This window comes from Plantactinospora sp. BC1, assembly GCF_003030345.1.
GTDB lineage: Bacteria > Actinomycetota > Actinomycetes > Mycobacteriales > Micromonosporaceae > Plantactinospora.
In genome coordinates this window covers 8,128,703-8,149,941 of the sequence record NZ_CP028158.1, presented here as the reverse complement: position 1 = coordinate 8,149,941, position 21,239 = coordinate 8,128,703, and the positions used below count along the sequence as shown (strand labels likewise).

At 72.4% G+C, this 21,239-nt stretch carries 22 protein-coding genes and 1 rRNA gene; 11 read left to right on the top strand and 12 right to left on the bottom strand.

Annotation, left to right across the window (positions count from 1 at the left end; all coding sequences use genetic code 11):
* The first annotated feature begins 215 nt into the window (after positions 1–215).
* Both C6361_RS35830 and C6361_RS35825 read left to right on the top strand, forming a co-directional pair.
* Positions 216–2,156, top strand: a complete 1,941-nt coding sequence (locus C6361_RS35830) for a VanW family protein (protein WP_369931025.1) — start codon at positions 216–218, stop codon at positions 2,154–2,156.
* Between the two features lie 141 nt (positions 2,157–2,297).
* A complete protein-coding gene (locus C6361_RS35825) occupies positions 2,298–3,101 on the top strand; it encodes a trypsin-like serine protease (protein WP_107270538.1) in 804 nt (267 codons plus the stop codon).
* A 109-nt stretch (positions 3,102–3,210) separates the two neighbouring features.
* Here C6361_RS35825 and rrf read toward each other — a convergent pair.
* The 3 genes from rrf to C6361_RS38880 all read right to left on the bottom strand — a co-directional run bounded on the left by rrf (position 3,211) and on the right by C6361_RS38880 (position 4,599).
* Positions 3,211–3,327: ribosomal RNA gene (gene rrf / locus C6361_RS35820) — 5S ribosomal RNA — on the bottom strand.
* 283 nt (positions 3,328–3,610) lie between these two features.
* Complete coding sequence (locus C6361_RS35815; RefSeq protein ID WP_107262969.1) at positions 3,611–4,267, bottom strand: hypothetical protein; 657 nt, start codon at positions 4,265–4,267, stop codon at positions 3,611–3,613.
* Between the two features lie 200 nt (positions 4,268–4,467).
* Positions 4,468–4,599 (bottom strand): hypothetical protein, encoded by a 132-nt coding sequence (locus tag C6361_RS38880; RefSeq protein WP_255416190.1) that lies wholly within the window; start codon positions 4,597–4,599, stop codon positions 4,468–4,470.
* Between C6361_RS38880 and C6361_RS35810 the strand changes: the two genes are divergently transcribed.
* The gene (locus tag C6361_RS35810; RefSeq protein ID WP_107271395.1) at positions 4,598–5,113 is read left to right on the top strand and encodes an AAA family ATPase; all 516 of its coding nucleotides are present in this window, start codon (positions 4,598–4,600) and stop codon (positions 5,111–5,113) included. The two genes, C6361_RS38880 and C6361_RS35810, sit on opposite strands and share 2 nt — an antisense overlap.
* Positions 5,114–5,280: 167 nt before the next feature.
* On the opposite strand, the gene C6361_RS35805 is transcribed toward C6361_RS35810, so the two are convergent.
* The 3 genes from C6361_RS35805 to trmB form a co-directional block, all read right to left on the bottom strand.
* A complete protein-coding gene (locus tag C6361_RS35805) occupies positions 5,281–6,090 on the bottom strand; it encodes an inositol monophosphatase family protein (protein ID WP_107270537.1) in 810 nt (269 codons plus the stop codon).
* A 72-nt stretch (positions 6,091–6,162) separates the two neighbouring features.
* A complete protein-coding gene (locus C6361_RS35800) occupies positions 6,163–8,661 on the bottom strand; it encodes an RNA helicase (RefSeq protein WP_107262967.1) in 2,499 nt (832 codons plus the stop codon).
* 114 nt (positions 8,662–8,775) lie between these two features.
* Positions 8,776–9,513, bottom strand: a complete 738-nt coding sequence (trmB, locus tag C6361_RS35795) for a tRNA (guanosine(46)-N7)-methyltransferase TrmB (RefSeq protein WP_234359708.1) — start codon at positions 9,511–9,513, stop codon at positions 8,776–8,778.
* Positions 9,514–9,933: 420 nt separating this feature from the next.
* Between trmB and C6361_RS35790 the strand changes: the two genes are divergently transcribed.
* The 3 genes from C6361_RS35790 (at position 9,934) to C6361_RS35780 (ending at position 11,674) form a co-directional block, all read left to right on the top strand.
* Positions 9,934–10,437, top strand: a complete 504-nt coding sequence (locus tag C6361_RS35790) for a hypothetical protein (RefSeq protein ID WP_234359206.1) — start codon at positions 9,934–9,936, stop codon at positions 10,435–10,437.
* Between the two features lie 141 nt (positions 10,438–10,578).
* The gene (locus C6361_RS35785) at positions 10,579–11,181 is read left to right on the top strand and encodes a class F sortase (protein ID WP_234359707.1); all 603 of its coding nucleotides are present in this window, start codon (positions 10,579–10,581) and stop codon (positions 11,179–11,181) included.
* Between the two features lie 55 nt (positions 11,182–11,236).
* Positions 11,237–11,674 (top strand): hypothetical protein, encoded by a 438-nt coding sequence (locus C6361_RS35780; RefSeq protein WP_159079639.1) that lies wholly within the window; start codon positions 11,237–11,239, stop codon positions 11,672–11,674.
* Between the two features lie 19 nt (positions 11,675–11,693).
* On the opposite strand, the gene C6361_RS35775 is transcribed toward C6361_RS35780, so the two are convergent.
* The 4 genes from C6361_RS35775 to add all read right to left on the bottom strand — a co-directional run bounded on the left by C6361_RS35775 (position 11,694) and on the right by add (position 14,910).
* Positions 11,694–12,029: an antibiotic biosynthesis monooxygenase gene (locus tag C6361_RS35775; RefSeq protein WP_107270535.1), complete on the bottom strand. Its 336-nt coding sequence runs from the start codon at positions 12,027–12,029 to the stop codon at positions 11,694–11,696.
* 30 nt (positions 12,030–12,059) lie between these two features.
* Entirely contained in the window at positions 12,060–12,845 is a 786-nt protein-coding gene (locus C6361_RS35770; protein ID WP_107270534.1) for an exodeoxyribonuclease III, read from the bottom strand.
* Between the two features lie 64 nt (positions 12,846–12,909).
* Positions 12,910–13,830, bottom strand: coding sequence for a proteasome assembly chaperone family protein (locus C6361_RS35765; RefSeq protein WP_107262961.1), 921 nt, complete (start codon positions 13,828–13,830; stop codon positions 12,910–12,912).
* 36 nt (positions 13,831–13,866) lie between these two features.
* A complete protein-coding gene (gene add, locus C6361_RS35760; RefSeq protein WP_107270533.1) occupies positions 13,867–14,910 on the bottom strand; it encodes an adenosine deaminase in 1,044 nt (347 codons plus the stop codon).
* 293 nt (positions 14,911–15,203) lie between these two features.
* Between add and C6361_RS38655 the strand changes: the two genes are divergently transcribed.
* The 3 genes from C6361_RS38655 to C6361_RS35750 all read left to right on the top strand — a co-directional run bounded on the left by C6361_RS38655 (position 15,204) and on the right by C6361_RS35750 (position 17,811).
* The gene (locus C6361_RS38655) at positions 15,204–16,490 is read left to right on the top strand and encodes a hypothetical protein (protein WP_234359205.1); all 1,287 of its coding nucleotides are present in this window, start codon (positions 15,204–15,206) and stop codon (positions 16,488–16,490) included.
* A gap of 240 nt (positions 16,491–16,730) precedes the next feature.
* Positions 16,731–16,877: a hypothetical protein gene (locus C6361_RS37845; protein WP_199853167.1), complete on the top strand. Its 147-nt coding sequence runs from the start codon at positions 16,731–16,733 to the stop codon at positions 16,875–16,877.
* Positions 16,878–17,151: 274 nt separating this feature from the next.
* Positions 17,152–17,811, top strand: a complete 660-nt coding sequence (locus C6361_RS35750; protein ID WP_234359706.1) for an EcsC family protein — start codon at positions 17,152–17,154, stop codon at positions 17,809–17,811.
* Between the two features lie 100 nt (positions 17,812–17,911).
* On the opposite strand, the gene C6361_RS35745 is transcribed toward C6361_RS35750, so the two are convergent.
* The gene (locus tag C6361_RS35745) at positions 17,912–18,793 is read right to left on the bottom strand and encodes a GDSL-type esterase/lipase family protein (RefSeq protein ID WP_107270532.1); all 882 of its coding nucleotides are present in this window, start codon (positions 18,791–18,793) and stop codon (positions 17,912–17,914) included.
* Positions 18,794–18,906: 113 nt separating this feature from the next.
* Positions 18,907–19,329 (bottom strand): PPOX class F420-dependent oxidoreductase, encoded by a 423-nt coding sequence (locus C6361_RS35740; protein WP_107270531.1) that lies wholly within the window; start codon positions 19,327–19,329, stop codon positions 18,907–18,909.
* A 135-nt stretch (positions 19,330–19,464) separates the two neighbouring features.
* Here C6361_RS35740 and C6361_RS35735 point away from each other — a divergent pair, with 135 nt between their 5' ends.
* On the top strand, positions 19,465–19,734 hold the full coding sequence (locus tag C6361_RS35735) for a DUF6343 family protein (protein ID WP_107270530.1): 270 nt from the start codon (positions 19,465–19,467) through the stop codon (positions 19,732–19,734).
* A 70-nt stretch (positions 19,735–19,804) separates the two neighbouring features.
* A complete protein-coding gene (locus tag C6361_RS35730; protein ID WP_107270529.1) occupies positions 19,805–21,220 on the top strand; it encodes an NADP-dependent succinic semialdehyde dehydrogenase in 1,416 nt (471 codons plus the stop codon).
* The last annotated feature ends 19 nt before the right edge of the window (positions 21,221–21,239 follow it).

The window sequence follows — 21,239 nt, the reverse complement described above, 5'->3', positions numbered from 1 at the left end:
TACGCCGAAACCGCTTTCCCGGGCACCGTCCACTCGGGTCCGATCAATCCCGAGGTCCCGGCGCCGCGCCGGTAGACCGAGGTCACGCCGCCTCAGGCCGGACCCGTCGCCCGTCGGAGTCGAGTTTTGGCTACCGTAGTCGGTCAAGGTCCTGCCGGGCGGCTGTCGTGCCCGCCCGCCGCATCCGCTGAGGTGTCCGTGAGGCTGAGGTGTCCGTGAGTCAGTACGGCGACAACAGAATGCCCGCCGACGAGCGGCCGACGGTGCAGATGGCCGCCGTCGAGGGGGCCGCCGGGGAGCGCCCCACCATCCAGATCACCGCGGTCACCCTGCCGGTGGACCAGCGCAACGGCGGCGGTCCGGCCGGCGGCGTCGGGAGTACCCCGGAGAGCGTCACCGCGACGTCGGCCGGCTGGGAGACGCCGGTCTCAGGCTCCGGCCCGGCCGATCCGGCGGGTCCCCCCGACCAGCCGGCGGGCCGGCGGCGCCTGCGTCGGCTGCTGCTCGCCGGTGGCGCGGCCGTCGCCGTGCTCCTGGCCAGCGGTGGCGCCACGGCCGGCTACGCCTACGCCGGTGAGGTGCCCCGGGGCACCACCGTGCTCGGCGTCGAGCTGGGCGGCAAGAGCCGGGCCGAGGCGGCGGCGACGCTCCGCGCCGACCTCGACTCCCGGGCCAGCACCTTCACCACCCCGGTCCAGGTCCGCATCGGCGACCAGACCGGTGAGGTCTCGCCGGCCGCCGTCGGACTGGCGGTGGACGTCGAGGCGACCGTGACGGCGGCCGCCGAGCACCGTCCCGGGCCGTTGAGCCTGCTCTTCGGCTCCCGCAGCACCGAGCCGGTGGTCACCGTCGACGCCGAGAAGCTCGACGTCGAGCTACGGAAGATCGTCGGTCGGGCCGGGCCGCAGATGACGCTGCCGGCGATCACGTTCAAAGGTACGACGCCCCGGCCGGTCTATCCGAAGCCGAGCAAGGGCTTGCGGCCCGAGGAGTCGGCGAAGGCGCTGCGGGAGGGCTGGCTGCGCGGGCAGCCGATCCAGGTGCCGCTGGTCGAGACCCACCCGGCGACCAGCACCGAGGAGGTCGACAGGCTGGTCACCGAGCTGGCCAGGCCGGCGGTCGCCGGCCCGGTGACGGTGACCACCGAGCGCGGGAACTTCACCATCGCCCCGGCCGCCATCGCGAAGAGCCTGGTGCTGACCTCCGACAAGACCGGCAGGATCTCCCCCCGGGTCGACGAGAAGAAGCTGCGCGCCGCGCTGCCCGGCCAGCTCGACAGGGTGGAGGTGAAGCCGAAGGACGCCACCATGTCGATCCAGGGCAACAAGCCGAAGATCGTCGCCGGTTCGGGTGGCTCACAGGTCGACACCGCCGCGCTGGCCCGCGACCTGCTGGCGGTGCTGCCCAAGACCGACGGCCGTACCCTGCGGGCACAGCTCAAGCCGGTCGAGCCGAAGGTCAGCACCGAAGACCTGGGCAAGATGGGGATCAAGGAGAAGGTCTCCAGCTTCACCACCAACTTCACCGGCGGTCTCGGCTCGCCGCGCAGCCAGAACATCGTCACCATCGCCCGGGACGTGGACGGCACCGTGGTCAAGCCCGGCGAGACCTTCTCGCTCAACGGGCACACCGGGGAGCGCGGCTACGCGCAGGGCTACCGCGACGCGCCGGTCATCCTGGACGGCAAGCTCGTACCCGGGGTCGGCGGCGGCACGTCGCAGTTCACCACCACGCTGTTCAACGCGACGTACTACGCCGGCCTGGAGGACGTGGAGCACAAGCCGCACTCCTACTGGTTCAGCCGCTATCCACCGGTCATCGAGTCGACCATCTTCTGGCCGGACCTCGACTTCAAGTTCAAGAACGACAGCCCGTACGGCGTACTGATCGACACCTCGCACACCTCCAGCTCGATCACGGTGTCGATCTGGGGCACCAAGGTCTACGACAGGGTGACGACGGAGTGGAGCCCGCGCCGGAACATCACCAAGCCAAAGGTGATCAAGCTCCAGCCAGGCCCGTCCTGCATCCCCACCAACGGGATCGACGGCTTCACCCAGGACGCGTTCCGGCTCTTCCACAAGGGTGGAAAGGTCGTCAAGCGGGAGAAGTTCACCTGGAAGTACCTCGCCGAGCCCCGCTACAGCTGCGGCTGACGCCTGCCGTCGCCCGGTGATATGACACAACCGGGATGACATCGGCGCATTGCGATATAGCGATGGGGGTCCATACGCTGCCGGCATCGTGATCTCAGGCGCGCCCACAAGGCGCGTCGTCGATGCTCGGAGAGGACCCCCATGGCTCGTTGGCGCTCCCTCACCCGCCTGGCCGCCGCCGCATTCGTCGCGGCGGCCGTCGGCGGCGTCACCCTGGCCGCCCCGGTCAGCGCCGCACCGGAGAACACCGACGTCACACCCTTCGTCGTCGGCGGCACCCGCGCCGCGCAGGGCGAGTTCCCGTTCATGGTACGACTCTCGATGGGCTGCGGCGGTTCCCTCTACAGCCCCCGGCTGGTGCTCACCGCCGCACACTGCGTCGGGCGTACGGGAAGCAACTCCAGCATCACCGCCACGCTGGGGGTGGTGGACCTCCAGTCGTCGAGCCGGATCCAGGTCCGCTCCAACTACGTCTACCGGGCACCGGGCTACAACGGCAACGGAGACGACTGGGCGCTGATCCGGCTGGCCAGCCCGGTCACCGGGCTCAGCACCCTGCCGATCGCGACCTCCACCGCGTACGACACCGGCACCTTCACCGTCGCCGGCTGGGGCGCCACCCGGGAGGGCGGGGGCCAGCAGCGGTACCTGATGAAGGCCAGCGTCCCGTTCGTCAGCGACTCGGTCTGCAACGGCCCCTCGGCGTACGACGGCGACGTCATCGCGGCCGAGGAGATCTGCGCGGGTCCGCTCTCCGGCGGTACCGACACCTGCCAGGGTGACTCCGGCGGCCCGATGTTCCGGCAGGGTGGCAGCGGCCTGGTCCAGGTCGGGATCGTGAGCTGGGGCAACGGATGTGCACGGGCCAACTACCCTGGCGTCTACACCCAGGTCAGCTACTTCTCCTCGGCGATCGCCTCGGCGGCGGCGAGCCTGGGCGGCTGACCGGTAGGGGTGTGGTCGGGGCCGTGGGAACCGACCCACCCGGGCCGACACAGGTCAGGTAAAACACGAGTGGCGCCACCCATGCGGGTGGCGCCACTTCGTAGAAGATGTCCGGCGGCGTCTTACTCTCCCACACCCTCCCGAGTGCAGTACCATCAGCGCTGGAAGGCTTAGCTTCCGGGTTCGGAATGTAACCGGGCGTTTCCCCTCCGCCATAACCGCCGTAACCCTCCAAACAAGGACTCAGCAAGAAAGAGATCATGCGCTGCCTCAAGCGCTACATCGTCCGCGAGGTCCACACCGCCCTCCTCGCCGACTTCACCGCCCTCAACACCCCTTGACTTCCATAGGAGCATCCCGACGGTGCTGCCCCGGCGTGCCGCAGCACGCCGGGGCAGCACCACGTGCACACCCGCTCTCCGCGGAAGATCGCGCTAATTCCCGCCGGTGCTGGCCTCGCCCGCTGGTCGAGGCCCTCCTGCCGGGACGTGGCGCGAGCTGCCCACCGGTCAGGCGGCGGTGGACCAGATGGCGGTGAAACCGGCCGCCTCACCGGCCAGCCAGCGTTCGACCTGGTCGGGACGGACGGCGGGGTCGCGGTGGTGCACGACGCCCCGGCGTACGTCGACCAGCACCGGCTCGGCACCGGGCAGCACCTGCTCCATCTGCCGACCCATCAGGTGCAGGGTGGCCAGCAGTGCCTCCTGGCTCGGCGGCTGCTCGTCGAAGTGCAGCCGGACGGCCTCCCGCCGGCCGTCGTCGTAACGCAGCCCGAGGTGCGGGTTGACCTTCACCGGCAGGTCGCCGACCATCCCGAGGGCGTCGTGGGTCTGGGCGAGGTTGACGGTCGACAGGTCGCCGAGCGAGTGCAGGTAGCTGATCGCGCCCGGGACCAGCGCCTCGTAGAGCGGACGCCAGCGCGGCTTGACCACTCCGGCGATCTCGGTCAGGTGGCGGCCACCGGTCCGGAAGGCGATGTCGGTCTTGAGCGCCTTGACGAGCTGCCCGTGCGGGTTGAAGCCGGAGCGGCTCGCGCGCTGCTTGCGCAGGCCGCCGACGAACGTCGCCTTGGCCGGCCCGGTGCGGTCGACGTAGCGGGTGAAGGCGAGCAGGGTGGCGTAGGGGAGGGGGGCGGCAGTGGGCGCGGTGGCGACGGACTCTGGCACGGCTGTCCTCCCAGTTCAGAAGCCGTTTTAGTACACACATTCTAATTGATTCTTGCCGCTCCGCCCAGCCCAAAAGGGTCGTACCGGACGTCGCGTTCGCGCGAATCCTGCGAGTGTCCGGGAAAGTCTGCGAGTAATCTTGCGAGCCGCCGGAACGGCTTGCTGTTGTCGCGTCCACGCGAAGCCTGCGGAGTCCGGACCTACTTTGGCTGACCGACGACCCGATCCTCGACATCTCCGGTGGACGCCGCGCCGGGTTGCGCGCCATCGCGACTGTCGCGGACGCTGTCGAAATCCTCCTCCAGGCGTCGGGATGACACGATGTCCGCCATGATTCTCTGGATCAACGGCGCCTTCGGCGCAGGCAAGACGACGACCGCCAGCCTCGTGACGAAACGGCTGGACGGCGCCAAGGTCTTCGACCCCGAGTACGTCGGCTACATGCTGATGCCATTCGTCGAGTCCCCGACCGGCGACTTCCAGGACCTTCCGCTCTGGCGTCACCTCGTCATACAGACGATGACGGGCCTTGCCCAGCAGCATCCGCACACCTGGGTCGTCCCGATGAGCCTGATCAACGTGGCCTACCGCACCGAGATCTTCGACGGCATCCGGGCTGCCGGCGCCGACCTCCGCGAGGTCATCCTCCGCGTTCCGGAGCAGCAGCTACGCAACCGCATTGACGATGACCACGTGGAAGCGAAGGCCCGCCAGTGGCGACAAGACCACGTCATCCAAGCGTTGACGACCTTCGCCTCGCTGGCCGACGCCCACTTCGTCGACGCCTCCCAACCGCCAGAACAGGTCGCCGAGGCCGTGCTAGCACACTGTCAACGACAACCCTGAACCAAAACCACGACGTAGCCCGGACAATCGCATTTCGCACCGTCCGGAACTACCTTGTGAGTCACTGGTCAGCGCCTGAGGGCCGTCCATAGCGAAGGTGAAACGCGCAATCGCCTGACCCTCGCTCTCACCTGACGCGGCGGCGCGCACGAGGCTGCCGGGACGGCTCAACCTTCGGCGCCGGCCCGGAACTGCTGCTCGACCAGGGCCACCAGGGCGGCGTGGGTCTGTTCGTCCGCCGCCACGACGAGGCCGCCCGGACCGGTGTGCAGCGGCTGGCCGCGCAGGCCGGTGATCACACAACCGGCGGCCCGGCACAGCGCGATCCCGCTGGTGAAGTGCACGCTGTCCCGCAGGTCGCCGTCGGTCACGTACCCGGCCCGCCGACCGGCCGCGACCCAGGCCACCGCGAGGGTACTGGAGATCACCCTAGGGCGGAACCGCTCGGCGAACCCCCGGTCGGCGAGCAGCCGTACGGCCCGGAAGGCGGGATCGTTCGGGAACGGCGGATCCAGGTTGACGTCCACCAGCCAGGAGTCGGCCGACGGCCGGAGGTCGGCGTCGACGCCGTCGTGGCGTACCCGGGCTTGGACACCGTCGGTCCAGAAGACCTCCCCGCTGAACGGGTCCGCCGAGGCCGCCACGGTGGTCTCCGGGCCGGAGCGCAGCGCGACGTTGACCGCGACCAGCATGCTGCGGGCGGCGTAGTTCAGCGTGCCGCAGAGCGGGTCGACCAGCCATTCCCGGCCGTTGCCGCCGGATCCCGTCCGGCCGCTCTCCTCACCGACCACGGTGTCGTCGGGACGGGCGGCGCGCAGCACCCGCAGGATCGCCCGCTCCGCCTCGATGTCGGCGGCGGTGGCGAAGTCGCCCGGCGCCTTGTCGAACCGGGCCAGCGCGGTGCCGTAGCGGGAACGCACCACCTCGGCGCCAGCCTCCGCCGCCGCGACGGCCAGTTCAAGATCCGTGATCGTCATGCGGGCAAGGATAGGGACCGTCGGCCGGCGGGGCGGGCCCGCGATGGCCGGGCGGCTGCTGGCCGGCGGCCCTCAGAGCTGCCCGACCTCGGTCACCCGGAGCACGGCCGTGCCGGCCGCGTCGGAGGCGGCGAGGTCGACCTCGGCGCTGATCCCCCAGTCGTGGTCGCCGTCCGGGTCGTCGAGAATCTGCCGTACCGTCCAGCGGTCCCGGCCCTGCTCGATCATCAGCAGCGCCGGCCCGCGCGCCGCCGGGCCGGTGCCGATCTCGTCGTACGTCTCGAAGTACGGCTCCAGCGCGTCGGCCCAGGCGTCGGCGTCCCAGCCGTCCTCGGCATCGAGCGCACCCAGCTCGTCGAAGCGGCGCAGGGCGGCCAGCTCCACCCGGCGGAACAGCGCGTTGCGGACCAGTACCCGGAACGCCCGCACGTTGCCGGTGACCGCCGGCGGCTTGTCGTCCACCACCACGGCGGTCGGGTCGGCGGGGTTGCGCAGCCGCTCCCACTCGTCGATCAGGCTGGAGTCGACCTGCCGGACCAGCTCGCCCAGCCACTCGATCAGGTCGATCAGTTCCTCGGTCTTGGCGTCCTCGGGCACGCTCTGCCGCAGCGCCTTGTACGCGTCCGCCAGGTAGCGCAGCACCAGCCCCTCGGAGCGGGAGAGGCCGTAGAAGTTGACGTACTCGACGAAGGTCATCGCCCGCTCGTACATGTCCCGGACCACCGACTTCGGCCGCAGCTCGTAGTCGGCCACCCAGGGGTGCCCGCGCCGGTACATCTCGTAGGCGGCGTCCAGCAGTTCGGCGAGCGGCTTCGGGTGGGTCACCTCGTCGAGCAGTTCGAGTCGGGCCTCGTATTCGATGCCGTCGGCCTTCATCGCCGCGACCGCCTCGCCCCGGGCCTTGAACTGCTGGGCCGAGAGCACCTGCCGTGGGTTGTCCAGTGTGGACTCGACCACCGAGAGTACGTCCAGGGCGTAGGTGGGGGACGCCGTGTCCAGCAGCTCGATCGCGGCCAGCGCGAACGGCGAGAGCGGCTGGTTGAGCGCGAAGTCGAGCTGGAGGTCGACGGTGAGGCGTACCCGCCGGCCGGTCTCGTCCGGTTCGGCGAGCCGCTCGACCACGCCGCCGGCCAGCAGCGCCCGGTAGATGGCGATGGCCCGGCGGATGTGCCTGCGCTGCGCGGCCGGTTCCTCGTGGTTGTCGGTCAGCAGGTGCCGCATCGCGGCGAAGGCGTCGCCGGGCCGGCTGATCACGTTGAGCAGCATCGCGTGGCTGACCTGGAAGCTGGAGGTCAGCGGCTCCGGCTCCGCCTCGACCAGCCGTTCGAAGGTGGGCCGGCCCCAGCCGATCGAACCCTCCGGCGGCTTCTTCCGGACCACCTTGCGGCGCTTCTTCGGGTCGTCGCCGGCCTTGGCGAGCGCCTTCTCGTTCTCGATCACGTGCTCCGGCGCCTGCACCACCACCGTGCCCAGGGTGTCGAAGCCGGCCCGGCCGGCCCGACCGGCGATCTGGTGGAACTCGCGCGCCTTGAGCAGCCGGGTCTTGACCCCGTCGTACTTCGACAGGCCGGTGAAGAGGACGGTGCGGATCGGCACGTTGATCCCGACCCCGAGGGTGTCGGTACCGCAGATGACCTTGAGTAGCCCGGCCTGTGCGAGGGTCTCCACCAGCCGCCGGTACTTCGGCAGCATCCCCGCGTGGTGCACCCCGATGCCGTGCCGGACCAGCCGGGAGAGCGTACGCCCGAAGCCGGCGGTGAACCGGAAGTTGCCGATCGCCTCGGCGATCATGTCCTTCTCGGCCCGGGTGGCGACGTTGACGCTCATCAGCGCCTGGGCGCGTTCGAGCGCGGCGGCCTGGGTGAAGTGCACGACGTAGATCGGCGCCTGCCGGGTGGAGAGCAGCTCCTCCAGGGTCTCGTGCAGCGGCGTCATCGCGTAGGTGAACATCAGCGGCACCGGCCGCTCGGCGTTGCGGACCAGCGCGGTCGGTCGCCCGGTACGCCGGGTCAGGTCCTCGACGAACCGGGTGACGTCGCCCAGCGTGGCGGACATCAGCACGAACTGGGCCTGTGGCAGCTCGATCAGCGGCACCTGCCAGGCCCAGCCCCGGTCCGGTTCGGCGTAGAAGTGGAACTCGTCCATGATCACCATGCCGACGTCGGCCCGTTCGCCGTCCCGCAGGGCGATGTTGGCGAGGATCTCCGCCGTACAGCAGATGATCGGCGCGTCCTCGTTGACGCTGGCGTCACCGGTCAGCATCCCGACGTTCTCGGCGCCGAAGATCTCGCAGAGCGCGAAGAACTTCTCCGAGACCAGCGCCTTGATCGGCGCGGTGTAGAAGCTGACCCGGTCGTCGGCCAGGGCCGCGAAGTGGGCACCCGTGGCGACCAGGCTCTTGCCGGAACCCGTCGGGGTGCTCAGGATCAGGTTGGCCCCGGAGACGATCTCGATCAGCGCCTCCTCCTGGTGCGGATAGAGGCTGAGGCCACGCTCCTGCGCCCAACCGGCGAACGCGTCGAAGAGGGTATCGGGGTCGGCGCTGCCCGGCAGCTGGTCGGTGAGCGTCATAGCCGGTCCATCGTGCCTGCCCCGGCTCGGCAACGCCAATCCTCCGGCCCGGCCAGGATGATCTCGCCGGGGCCGGGGCCGGGGCCGGGGCCGGGGCCGGGGCCGGGCGGGATCTCAGCGACGCCGGAAGATCAGGTCGAGGATGGGACGGCCGGCGGCCGTCCCGCGCCGCTCGAACTTCGTCACCGGCCGGTGCGCCGGGCGGGGGGCGAAACCGGGGTACAGGTTCACCAGCTCCGGGTCGGCGGTGAGGGTCTGGAGCATGCTCTCGGCGTACTCGGGCCAGTCCGTGGCGCAGTGCAGGGTTCCGCCGGGGACGAGCCGGGAGCGGAGCAGCGCGACGTGCGCCGGCTGGATCAGCCGGCGCTTGTGGTGCCGGGGCTTCGGCCAGGGGTCGGGAAAGAAGACGTGTACGGCGTCGAGGCGGTCCGGTGGCAGCAGGTACCGGACGAGGTCGAGCGCGTCGCCCCGGGCGATCCGGACATTCGTCAACCCGTGCCGCTCGATGAGCGCGAGCAGGTTGGCGATGCCCGGCGTGTGCACCTCGACAGCGAGATAGTCCCGTCCCGGGTCGGCGGCGGCCATCGCCACGGTGGCGTCACCCATCCCGGAACCGATCTCCAGCACCACCGGTGCCGCCCGGCCGAACAACTCGACCAGGTCCAGCCGGCTGCCGGCGGGGCGGTTGCCGTCGCCGTCGCGGTCGCCGTCACTGTCGCCGGAGTGCCCGGGAATCGGGACGGTCAGGCCGTACCGGGGCCAGAGCCGGTCCAGCGCGTCCAGGTGCCGTCCGCTGAGCCGCCCCCGGCGCGGGTGGAAGGTGCGGATCTGGGCCAGCCGCTCCGACGGCACCCGGCTCGACGCCCCTGCGGTCGCGGGCTGCGGGGCCGGTGCGGGGGCGGCGCTCTGGTCCTGGCTGGTGAGGGTCACGGGAACGTCAGCCTACGCGATCGGTGCGGCCGACCCCGGATCCAGCAGGTGGGCCGACCGCGATCCCGAGGTGGGCCGACCGCGATCCCGAGGTGGGCCGACGGCGATCCCCGAGGTGGGCCGACGGCGATCCCCGAGGTGGGCCGACGGCGATCCCCGAGGTCGGCCGACCGAGATCCCCGAGGTGGGCCGACCGCGATTCGCCAGGTCGGACGACCACCGATCTGGTCCGAGAACGCCTGACCGGGTGTGCGCGGCGGCGACAGGTGAGAGGATTTCCCCATACGGCAGGCCACGGGCCGCGCGGCACCCGGCCTGCCCGAGGCGCCGGGAGGGGGACCAGTGGCAACGCGTCGACGCATCGCGATCCTCGGCGGTGTTCCGCTCGCCCTGCTGCTGGCCGTGCCCGCTCCGGCCCGCGCCGCCGACGTCTTCGTCCAGGTCAACCCGAGCACCGTCGAGGCCGGCTTCATGGTCGGCCTCAAGGCGAGCTGCCGGACCAACACCCAGCCCGCCACGGTCGAGTCGCCGGCCTTCGGCACGGTGACGGTGCAGCCGCAGGCCGGGTTCCTCACCGCGGTCGCCAGCGTGCCGGAGACGACCCGGGCGGACACCTACCGGGTCCGGCTGAGCTGCCCGGACGGCGGAACCGGCAGTACCCGGTTGATGGTGGTGGGCGCGACCCGGCCGCAACGGGGGCCGGCGACCGGCTTCGGCGGCAGCGCCGGGGACGACCCGGGCGGACTGCTGGTGGCCGGCGGGCTGGCCAGCACCGTACTCGGTGCCGTGCTCGGCTTGGTCGCCATCCGCCGCCGGGTCCGGTCGACCACCCCCCGCCGGACCTGACCGGAGGAGTCCCGCCCGATGGCCCGTACCCCCACCGGCCGTACCCCCACCGGCCGGCGTCGCTGGATCGGCGGCCGGCAGCCGGCGGTGCACCTGCGGCACCCGGCGGCCCGGCCCGGCGGCAGCCGCCCCCGCCGGAGCATGATCGGGCCGCTGGCGATCGTCCTGGTGCTCGTCGGGGTCTTCGCCACCGGGGCCGGGCTGGGCCAGTCGGCGGGCGGGCCGTGGCGCTGGCTCAACGGTGGCACCAAGGAGCCGCCCCGGGACTTCCCGGTGCTCGCGCCGAGCCGGCCGGTGAAGCTCGCCGTCCCGTCGATCGGGGTACGGGCGCCGGTGCACCGGGTGGGACTGGCCGACGACGGTTCGATCGCCGTACCCGCGCTGGAGAAGCACAACGAGGCCGGCTGGTACGACCGGGGCCCGACCCCGGGTCAGTTCGGGCCGGCGATCATCGTCGGGCACGCGGACACCCGTACCGGACCGTCGGTCTTCCACGACCTGGCCAAGCTCCGGCCGGGCGCCCGGATCGAGGTGACCCGGCAGGACCGGTCGGTGGCGATCTTCGAGGTCAACTCGGTCGAGCACTTCGACAAGGACAGGCTGCCCACCGAGCGGGTCTACGGCGACTTCCGCCGCCCCTGGCTCCGCCTGATCACCTGCGGCGGACGCTGGGTCGGCGGTGGCACGGGGTACTCCGACAACATCATCGCCTTCGCCGCGCTGGTCGACTCCCGGAAGCCCTGACCGGCCGGCACTCCGGCGATGGACGTACCTGCCGAGCGGTGCCACCGTGGGACGCATGACCGACAGCGACGACCTCATCCGTACGGTGGGAGAGCTTCTGGCGAGAGGGGAACGCCCCGTCGAACTGCGCTGGCCCGGCGTCATGTACGACGACGGCCGCCTGGTCTACCGGGTCACCGTCGTGGACTGGCCGCGCGGTCGCGACGGCGGGACCGTCAAGGTGGTCGTCCAGTGCGCGAACCAGTACGCGACCTTCGGGGTGAGCCACCATCCGCTGCCCGAGGTGGCCCGGTACCTGGATCTGAGCCCGAAGCAGCGTTCGCGCGGCTGGTCGAGGTATGACGGCGACCCGACGCAGGACCGGGGGATCTGGATCCACCTCGCCTGGACGGTCCGTCGGCTACGGGAGGCGTTCGACGTACTCGAACTGCACCGCGAGTACGACGGCAGCTTCGGCCTCCTGATCGGGCCAGGACCGGCCGCCACGACCTGACGGCCGGCCGGGGGCGGGGTTACCGGGCGGTCGGGTCGGCCTGCTGGACCACCTCGAACTCCAGCAGCGTGGCGCCACTGGCGACCGGCCGGGGCTGCTCGCCGCCGGATCCGTCGGCGGGTCCGCGCGCGTGCGCCTGCCGGGCCGGCCCGCTCGCCCACGCCTGGTAGGCCTCCTCGCTCTCCCACTTGGTGTAGACGAAGTAGCGGCTCTCGCCGGCCACCGGACGGAGCAGTTCGAAGCCGAGGAATCCGGGGGAGTTCTCGACCGCGCCCTGCCGGGCGGCGAACCGGCGCTCCAGTTCCGGGCCCGCGCCCTCCGGAACCTCGATTGCGTTGATCTTCACAACTGCCATGCACCCACCCTAGCCGCGCTGGTCCGCGCGCTACCCGGCGTCCGGGGCGGTGTCCACCACGATCGGGGCGTGGTCGGAGGGGCCCTTGCCCTTGCGGGCCTCCCGGTCCACGTACGCCGAGGTGACGCGTTCGGCGAACGACTCGGTCGCGTAGACCAGGTCGATCCGCATGCCCTTGTTCTGGTGGAACATCCCGGCGCGGTAGTCCCAGTAGGTGAACGGGTGCGGGCCCTTCATCGGGGTCGGCACCACGTCGGTCAGGCCGAGCGCGCGCAGGTCGGCCAGGGCCTGTCGCTCCGCCGGGGTCACGTGCGTCGAGTTGACGAAGAGCGCCGGGTCCCAGACGTCGGCGTCGGTCGGGGCCACGTTGTAGTCGCCGCAGACCACCAGCGGCAACCCGGTGCGCAGTTCGGCGGCGAGCGCGTCCCGGAGCACCCCCAGCCAGGCGAGCTTGTATTCGTAGTGCGGCGAGTCCGGGGTACGCCCGTTCGGCACGTAGATCGACCAGATCCGGTGCCCGGCGCAGGTCGCGGAGATCGACCGGGCCTCCGGCTCGGGGAACCCTGGCTCGTCGGCGAAGCCGACCGCCACGTCGGCCAGGCCGACCCGGGAGAGGATCGCCACCCCGTTCCACCGTCCGTCGCTGTGGCTGGCCACCTCGTAGCCCAGCTCGCCGACCTCGCCGGTCGGGAACGACCCGTCCGGACACTTCGTCTCCTGGAGGCAGACCACGTCCGGCTTCGTGCCGGCGAGCCAGTCCAGCAGCCGGGGGAGGCGGGCCTTCACCGAGTTGACGTTCCAGGTCGCCAGGCGCATGTGCCCAGCCTGCCCGATCGGGCCGGGAAACGCAGGCGCGCGACGCGCGGGTGACGGCCCGTCGTCAGGTGCCCGGGTTCTCCCCGGGGCGGCCCTGCTCGGCGAGGAAGCGTTCCAGCTCCGCGCCGAGTTCGTCGGCGGTGGGCAGCGGCCCGGTCTGGTTGGCGAGCAGGTTCGGCCCGCCCCGGCCCCGGGTGAAGGCGTCGTACTGCTCCTCCAGCGCCTGCACCAGCGAGGTCGCCTCGTCGGTCTGGGCCACCTGGCGGTCGATGTCGGCGCGGACGGCCTCGGCGGCGGTACGCAGCGACTCGGTGGGCAGCAGCAGCCCGGTGGCCCGGGAGACCGAGGTCAGCAGCAGCTCGGCCGCGCCCGGGTATTCGGTCTGGGCCACGTAGTGCGGCACGTGCACCGCGAAGCCGACCGCGTCCCGGCCCTGCTCGCCGAGGCGGAACTCAAGCAGGTTGCCGGCGCTGCCGGGCACCTGGATGCGTTGCAGCCAGGACTCGTAGCCGGTGATCAGCTCCGGTCGGGTGGCGTGCGCGGTCACCCCGATCGGCCGGGTGTGTGGCACCGCCATCGGGATCGCGTTCAGTCCGATCGTCACCCGTACGCCGAGCCGCCGGATCAGGCTGGTCAGCGCGGCGATGAACCGTTCCCACTGGAAGTCCGGCTCGGGACCGGAGAGCAGCAGGAACGGGGTGCTCTCGTCGTCGCGCAGCAGGTGCAGTTCGAGCTTCGGCTGCTCGTAGTGCTCCCAGTGGTCCTCGACGAAGATCATCGTGGGTCGCCGGGACCGGTAGTCGAGCAGCTGGTCCACGTCGAAGGTGGCGATCGTCCGGGACTCGAGGGTCGACACCAGGTGTTCCCGGGCGAGCCGGGTCGCGTTGCCGGCGTCGACGAAGCCGGACAGCGCCTGGATCAGCACCGGCTGACCCAGCTCGGGCAGGTCGTCGGTGAGCTGGTAGAGCTCGTTCGGGTCGAGCACCGGTCAGGACCTCCTTGGGGTACGCCGGGACACGCCTCACGCGGAGGGCGCCCCGATGTAGCAAACGCTGCCGCTATCTTGGTCCATTCCACCGAGCCACTCGGCGACCCCTGCCAGCATCGTCGCGCGGATCTCAGGTGGCGCGGCGGACGCCTCGACCGACGCCCGGCCCAGGGCGGCCAACTCGTCGTCGGTGCAGCCGAGTACCTCCCGGGCCAGCACGTACTGGTCGAGCAGGCTCGTTCCGAACAGCAGGGGATCGTCCGTGCCGAGTGCCACCGGCACCCCGGCGGTGAGCAGGGCGCGCAGCGGGGTGGCCGCCAGCCCGCTGGTGACGCCGAACGGCGGGTATGAGCTGGGACACACCTCGGTCGCCACCGCCCGCTCGGCCAGCAGGTCGAGGGTGGCCGGGTCGGCGGTGGCGGTCACCCCGTGCCCGATCCGGTCCGCGCCGAGCAGCGTGACGCAGTCCCGGACGTGCCAGGCGGCCTCGTAGAAGCCGCTGTGCGGCACGGCCAGCAGTCCGGCCCCGGTCGCCGTCCGCATCGCGGGTACGAAGTCGGCGATCCTGCCCCGGCGTTCGTCGTTGGAGAGTCCGAAGCCGACGACGCCGTGCCCGGCGTACCGGGCGGCGAGTCGGGCGATCCGCTCCGCCTGGGCCGGCGGCCCGGCCCAGCTGGCCGCCAGCACCACTCCGGTACGCCCACCGGCCGCCCCGGCGAGTACCGCCTCCACCACCGGCTCCAGCCCGCCCAGCCGGTCGGCGTACGTCGTCGGGTCGACCTGGATCTCCACCCAGCCCGCGCCGTCGGCGAGGTTGTCGGCGGTCGCCTCGGCCACCACCCGACTCAGGTCGTCGGCGGTACGCAGTGCCGCCCGGGCGACGTCGTAGCGGCTCTGGAACGCGGCCCAGCCGGCGAGGAGGCCGGTCGGGAGCGGCTCGGGCAGCGGCAGGCCGTCCCGGTCCGCCAGCTCGGCCAGGGTCTCCGGCCGCATCGAGCCGGTGAGATGCAGGTGCAGGTTGGTCTTCGGCAGTCGACGGAGGTCGCGGCGCGGGTGCGGGTCGGTGACCGGTGCCATAGTCCACGGTCTCACGAGACGGACCGGTCCGGGGAACGGGCGGGGGGCCGGCCGGCCGAGCCCGGCTCGGCCGATCGGAGGAGGTGGCCGGAGTGGCCTCGGGTGACGGTTGATTCGAAGGTAGATGCCCCGTTGATGTGGAGAGCGCGCTTTGCCGCTTACATCTTGATTGTCATATCTGACCGGCGGCGCCACCCCCTGCGGTCCATTGACCCGTTTCCCTGCCCGCAGATGTGGTGGAGCCCACCCCGTGACTGCCCGTAGTCGGCCATCGACCTGCCTAGCCTCGTCGGATGCCTGACGACGACCGTTCTGAGACCGCGTACCCCGCCGTACCCAGCACTGTCCGATCGGATGATGCCTCCTCCTCCGACTCGACATCCGGCGCCGCCCCGCGCCGGTCGCCCGGGGCGCTCCGCCCCGCCCCGGCCGGGCTGCACAGGCTCGTACTCCTGCTCTCGGCCCTGCTCGGTCACCTCCGGCCGTTCGGCGCGGCCGTGACGCGGCGGCTGGCCCGGGCCGCCGCCGCGGTGGCCCGGAGCGCCCGGCCCGGTGCCCTCGCCGCCGCCCGGCTGGCCGGCGTGGCGGCCGCCCGACTGCGGGTCGCCACCGGGCCGGCCCTGGCCGGGCTCCGGACCGTGGGACGACGCCTGCGCCGGGCCGTCGAGCCCGGGCTGGCCCGGCTCCGCCGAATCGTCGCGCCGAGGTTGGCCCGGTTCCGCCGGCTGCCCGCGGTGCGCGGCGCCGAGCAGCGGGTACGCCTGGCCGCTCGCCGGGTCGCCCCACCGGCCCGCCGCCTCGCCGCCCGGACCGGCGCCCTGGCCGCCCGGACCGGGCTGCCGGACCGGCTCGGCCTGCGCCGTCCGGGCCGGGTCGCGGTGGCGGCCGGGCTGCTCTGCTGCCTCGGCGTGCTGGCCGCCGTCGAGGCGGTCTCGCCGTCGGCCGGCCCCGCCGGCAGCGGCACCGCGAACGCCGAGGACCGGGTGGCGCTCTCCCGCCCCGACGACGGCACCGGGGACCGGTCCGGGGACCGCTCGGCGCAGCGGTCCAGCCGCTCCGCCGGCCACGACCGGTCCGCGGGCGCCAGGTCGGACGAGGCGGACCCGGACACCTCCTCGCCGCTGGACGACGCGGCCCCGGTGGCCGGACTGACCGACGTCCAGATGGACAACGCCCGGGCCATCGTCCGGACCGGCCGGGACATGGGGATGCCGAGGCGGGCACTGGTCATCGGCGTGGCCACCGCCATGCAGGAGAGCAACCTGCTCAACCGGGCCAGCGAGGTGCTGCCGGAGTCCAAGCGCTACCGGCACCAGGGCACCGGCTGGGACCACGACTCGGTCGGGCTCTTCCAGCAGCGCACCAGCAGCGGCTGGGGGCCGGTGAACCGGCTGATGGACCCGGCGTACGCGAGTGCCCGGTTCTTCGAGGCGCTGCGCCAGGTACCCGGCTGGCAGCGGATGCGGCTGACCGAGGCGGCCCAGGCGGTGCAGTACTCGGCCTACCCCGAGCACTACGCCAAGCACGAGGGCCAGGCGACCAGGGTCGTCGACGCACTCGTACCCTCCTCCCGCCGCTGACCGGCGCCCCCGCCGCTGACCGGCGCCCCCGCCGCTGACCGGCGCCCCCGCCGCTGTGCCGGCCGCCCTCGACGGCGGCCGGCACAGCGCTGCAAGGCCGGGCCCGGCGGGCATCGACCGGCGGCGACTTGATCGGTCCGGCCAGGATGGAGGCGTGGACCCGTCCGAACCGTGAGGTCGGTGTGGTCGGGCCGACGATCGGGTAAACCTGATAGCAGGGACCACGCGAGGAGGACCGAGATGGCGTCACTGGTGCAACGGATCCGGATGTTCCTCAGATCTCCGCAGGGCCGGCAGCTCGTCGAACGAGGCCGGCGCGAACTGGCCAAGCCGTCGAACCAGCACCGGATGCGCCAGATCATGTCCCGGCTGCGCGGCCGACGCTGACCGTCGACCCCCGGCCGCCGGTTCCGACCGAGCGGCGCGGTCGGTCGTGCCCTGATCCGTCCCCTCGAAGATCCGGAGTGTGTCCGTGACCGAGTCCCAGCCGGCCGGCGGCGGAACCGCCGTGCCGGTACCGCCGACCGACCGTACGCCGCCGGCCGCCGCGAAGCAGGGCCCGGCACCTCACCCGGACGCCGCCGGGGTCGCGCATTTCGACCCGGAGGCGCCGGCCGACGGCGCCGATCCGGCCGGGTCCGAGGCGGCCGTCGACCCGGAACTGGTCGTCCCCCCGCCCAGCGGGCTGTGGGAGCGGATGAAGGCCGATCCGCAGTACGCCCCGGAGCACCTCGCCCTGGAGGCGGTACGCCGGATCGGGCCGCAGGCCCGAGCCTGGGCCGAGCGCAACCGCGCCCGGTATCCGCAGATGACACCGGAGGCCATGGCCGAGACGGCGATCCGGAAGTTCGTCAACCACGCCCGGGTCTCCGGAGCGATCTCCGGGGCCGCCGGCCTGCCCGGCGCGGTCCTCGACATGGGCGTACTGGCCTGGACCCAGGCCCGGATGGTGCTCTACGTCGCGGCCGCGTACGGCCACGATCCCGAGCACCGCGACCGGGCCACCGACCTGCTCGTGCTGCAACGGGTCCACAAGATCGCCGAGACGGCGCGGCTGGCCCTGGGGGTGGCCGCCGGACGGGAGCGGATCGACGCCCTCCGCGGCCGGTCGCAGGCGCCGCTGGCCCAGGTGATGCTGCGACTCGGCCTGAAGCTGGCGCAGATGGCCGGTGTCCGGGCCGCCAAGCGGCTGCTCGCCAAGGCGGTACCGGGCGCGGCGGTGGTGCTGGGCAGCTGGGCGAACTCCTCGGCCACCAGGAGCCTGGCGGACCGGTCCCGGGAGCTGTACGGGCCCCGCGCGATCATGCCGCCGGGCCGCTAGCCCCGCCACCTCGGCCGCGTCGGCTGCTCCCGCCGCCTGGCTGCGCTGGCTGCGCCGGTCGGGCTGGTTGCGCCGGTCGGGCTGGTTGCGCCGGTCGGGCTCAGCCGGCGCGGCGGGCCGGGCCGGCCAGCCCGGAGGCCCGCCAGGCCACCTCGGCCAGCTCGTTCTGCCCGGCCAGGTTCGGGTGGAAGTAGTCCAGCCGGTTCAGCAGGTCCAGGCCGAACCGCACCCGGTGCGCCGCTCCGCCGTCGTAGCGGCAGCGGGAGCCGTACGCCTTGCAGGCGGCGGCGAGTTGCTCGTTGTACGCGTCGATCCGGGCCCGGAACGTCGACCGGCGGGTGCGGTCGGCCGGCTCGGTCGAGGTCGGGCTGGCCAGCAGGGCGGGACAGATCCGGCCCCGCCAGGCGCGTACCGCCCGGGCGTCCTCGTGGCCGACCTCCCAGACCCGGTACAGGTTCGGGATGCTCACCACGAGCACCCGGGCCCTCGGCAGGCCCTTCTTCAGGGTGGCGAGTCCACGGTCGATCTCGGTGCGGAACGCCGCCACGCCGGTCATCTCCTCGATCCCGCCCCGGCAGGCGTCGTTCGCTCCGATGAGTACGGTCACGTACTCCACTCTGGCCCGTACCGCCGCGGCGGCCTGGTTGGCCAGACCCGAGGCGCGGGCCCCGTTCACCGCCTCGTTGTGTGCCTCGCCGCGGATCGCCGGGTTCACCTCGCGCAGTCGCCGGTAGATGCTCTCCACCCGGCTGCTCTCCCCGGTCGACCACGAGTTGCGCTGGCAGGCGGCGAGGACCAGGCAGGAGCCGAAGCCGGCGGTGATGGAGTCGCCGAGTGCCGCGATCGAGTCGGGCAGTCCGGGCCGGGGCGTGCCGGGCGGGGGATCGGGCTGGCCGCCGCCGCCACCGCCGTCGGAGCCCTCGCAGGCCAGTGCGAAGGCCGCGAGCACGGCGGTGACGGCGGCGGTCCAACGTCTGGGCATGCTTCTCTCCGTACAGAGCGGACAGCAATCGCTCCGTAACTGTACGCGGCGCCGCCGTCGGCCCGGAACCCTCGCCGACGCCCCCGCGGCACGCGGATCACCGACACTGGCGGTCAGCGGTTGCGCTGCGGCTGCCCGTTGCTGACGGCGACGAAGCTCTCCGGCCGGATGGTGACGATCACCCGCTCCGGGGCGTCCCCGATCTCGTAGACGTTGTCGTACCGCTCCTGGAGCGACCGGTAGAAGGACGCGACCTCGTCGTCGTCCTCGATCTTCTCCACCACGCCGCGCACCTCCAGGAACCGGTACGGGTCGTCGGGGTCGGCGATCGAGAGCGCCACCCGGGGATCGCGCTGGACGTTGCGGAACTTCTGCCGGCGCTTGGTGTGGGTCATCCTGATCCGTCCGCCGTCCCAGGCGAACCACATCACGTTGCTCTGCGGTCCGCCGTCGGGGCGGGTGGTCGCCAGGTGTGCGAAGAGCGGACGGGTCAACAGGTCGGCGTGGCTGGGCGGGGGAGTGGGACCGGTCGTCATATCACCCGTTATACCCATCCTGGGCGCCGGAATCCCCACCGTCCGCGCGGCACGCCGGGAGCGCCCGCCTGGGGCCGGGGACGGCCGGGGTGGCCGGTCAGGTTAGCCCACCCGCATACCGGGTAGTTGGCCGAAATGGCCTCGAGATCGCAGCCCCGACGGGCGAAAGGGACGGTTGGCCACCCGTACAGCGCGCTGAACCTGCGCCTGGCGCTGGCCGCGTTCGGTCTGGTGATCTGTGTGGTGCTCGGCGTGCTGGCGCTCCGGGCCGACCTGCTGGTCCTCGCGGTGGTCCTCGGCATCCTCGCCGTGGTCGCCGTGGTCGACCTGGTGGTGATCCAGCGCCGCCGGGCCGCGCGGCGCCGGGAGGAGCCGCCGGGTACGAAGCACTCGCTCTTCGAGTGAGCACCGCAGCCGGTCCGGCCCGTCCGCGACCCGCGCTCGGCCGGTCCGCCGACATCGAAGGGAGTACGACATGTCGATCGCCACCATCGACCCGACCACCGGACAGGTGCTCAAGACCTTCGAGGAGATGACGGACGAGCAGTTGACGGCGGCTCTCGCCCGGGCGGCGGCCGGTTTCGACGAGTTGCGGGCCACCACCTTCGCCGACCGGGCCCGGTGGATGTCCGCCGTCGCCGACCTGCTGGAGGTCGAGTGCGACGGCGTGGCCCGGATGATGACGACGGAGATGGCCAAGACCTACGCGTCGGCCAAGGCGGAGGTGGCCAAGTGCGCCGCGGCCTGCCGGTACTACGCGGCGCACGCCGAGCGGTTCCTCGCCGACGAGCCCGCCGACGCCGGTTCGATCGGGGCCACCTCGGCGTACGGCCGGTACTTCCCGATGGGTCCGGTGCTGGCGGTGATGCCGTGGAACTTCCCGCTCTGGCAGGTGATGCGGTTCGCCGCGCCGGCCCTGATGGCCGGCAACACCGGGCTGCTCAAGCACGCCTCCAACGTGCCGCAGACCGCGCTCTATCTGGACGAGCTGTTCCGCCGGGCCGGCTTCCCGGCCGGTGCGTTCCAGGCCCTGATGATCGGGTCGGAGCGGATCGAGCAGGTGCTGGCCGATCCCCGGGTCCGGGCCGCGACGCTGACCGGCAGCGAGGGCGCCGGCCGCTCGGTGGGGTCGATCGCCGGGAAGTACCTCAAGAAGACGGTGCTGGAACTCGGCGGCAGCGACCCGTTCGTGGTGATGCCCTCGGCCGACGTGGCCCGGGCCGCCGAGGTGGCCACGGTGGCCCGCTGCCAGAACAACGGCCAGTCCTGCATCGCCGCGAAGCGGTTCATCGTGCACACCGAGGTCTACGACGAGTTCGCCGAGGCGTTCGTGTCCCGGATGTCGGCGCTGCGCCTCGGCGACCCGATGGACGACGGCACCGACGTCGGACCGCTCGCCACCGAGCGGGGCCGGGACGAGGTGGCCGAGCAGGTCCGGGACGCCGTGGCGAAGGGCGCCAGGGTGCTCTGCGGCGGCGAGCTGCCGGACCGGCCCGGCTGGTGGTACCCGCCGACCGTCGTCACCGAGCTGACCCCGCAGATGCGGATGTACGCCGAGGAGGTCTTCGGACCCGTCGCCGGTCTCTACCGGGTCGGCTCCTACGAGGAGGCGGTGGAGGTGGCCAACGGCACCGACTACGGCCTCGGCTCCAACGCCTGGACCCGGGACCCGGACGAGCAGCAGCGGTTCGTCACCGACCTGGACGCCGGAATGGTCTTCGTCAACGGGATGACCACGTCCTATCCGGAGCTGCCGTTCGGCGGGGTCGGCAACTCCGGCTACGGCCGGGAACTCTCGGCGCAGGGCATCCGGGAGTTCTGCAACCTCAAGGCCGTCTGGATCGGCGCGGGGGACTCGGCCGGCGCGGGCGCGGGCGCGCACAGCGAGTAGCCCGCCGGAGGCGACCGGG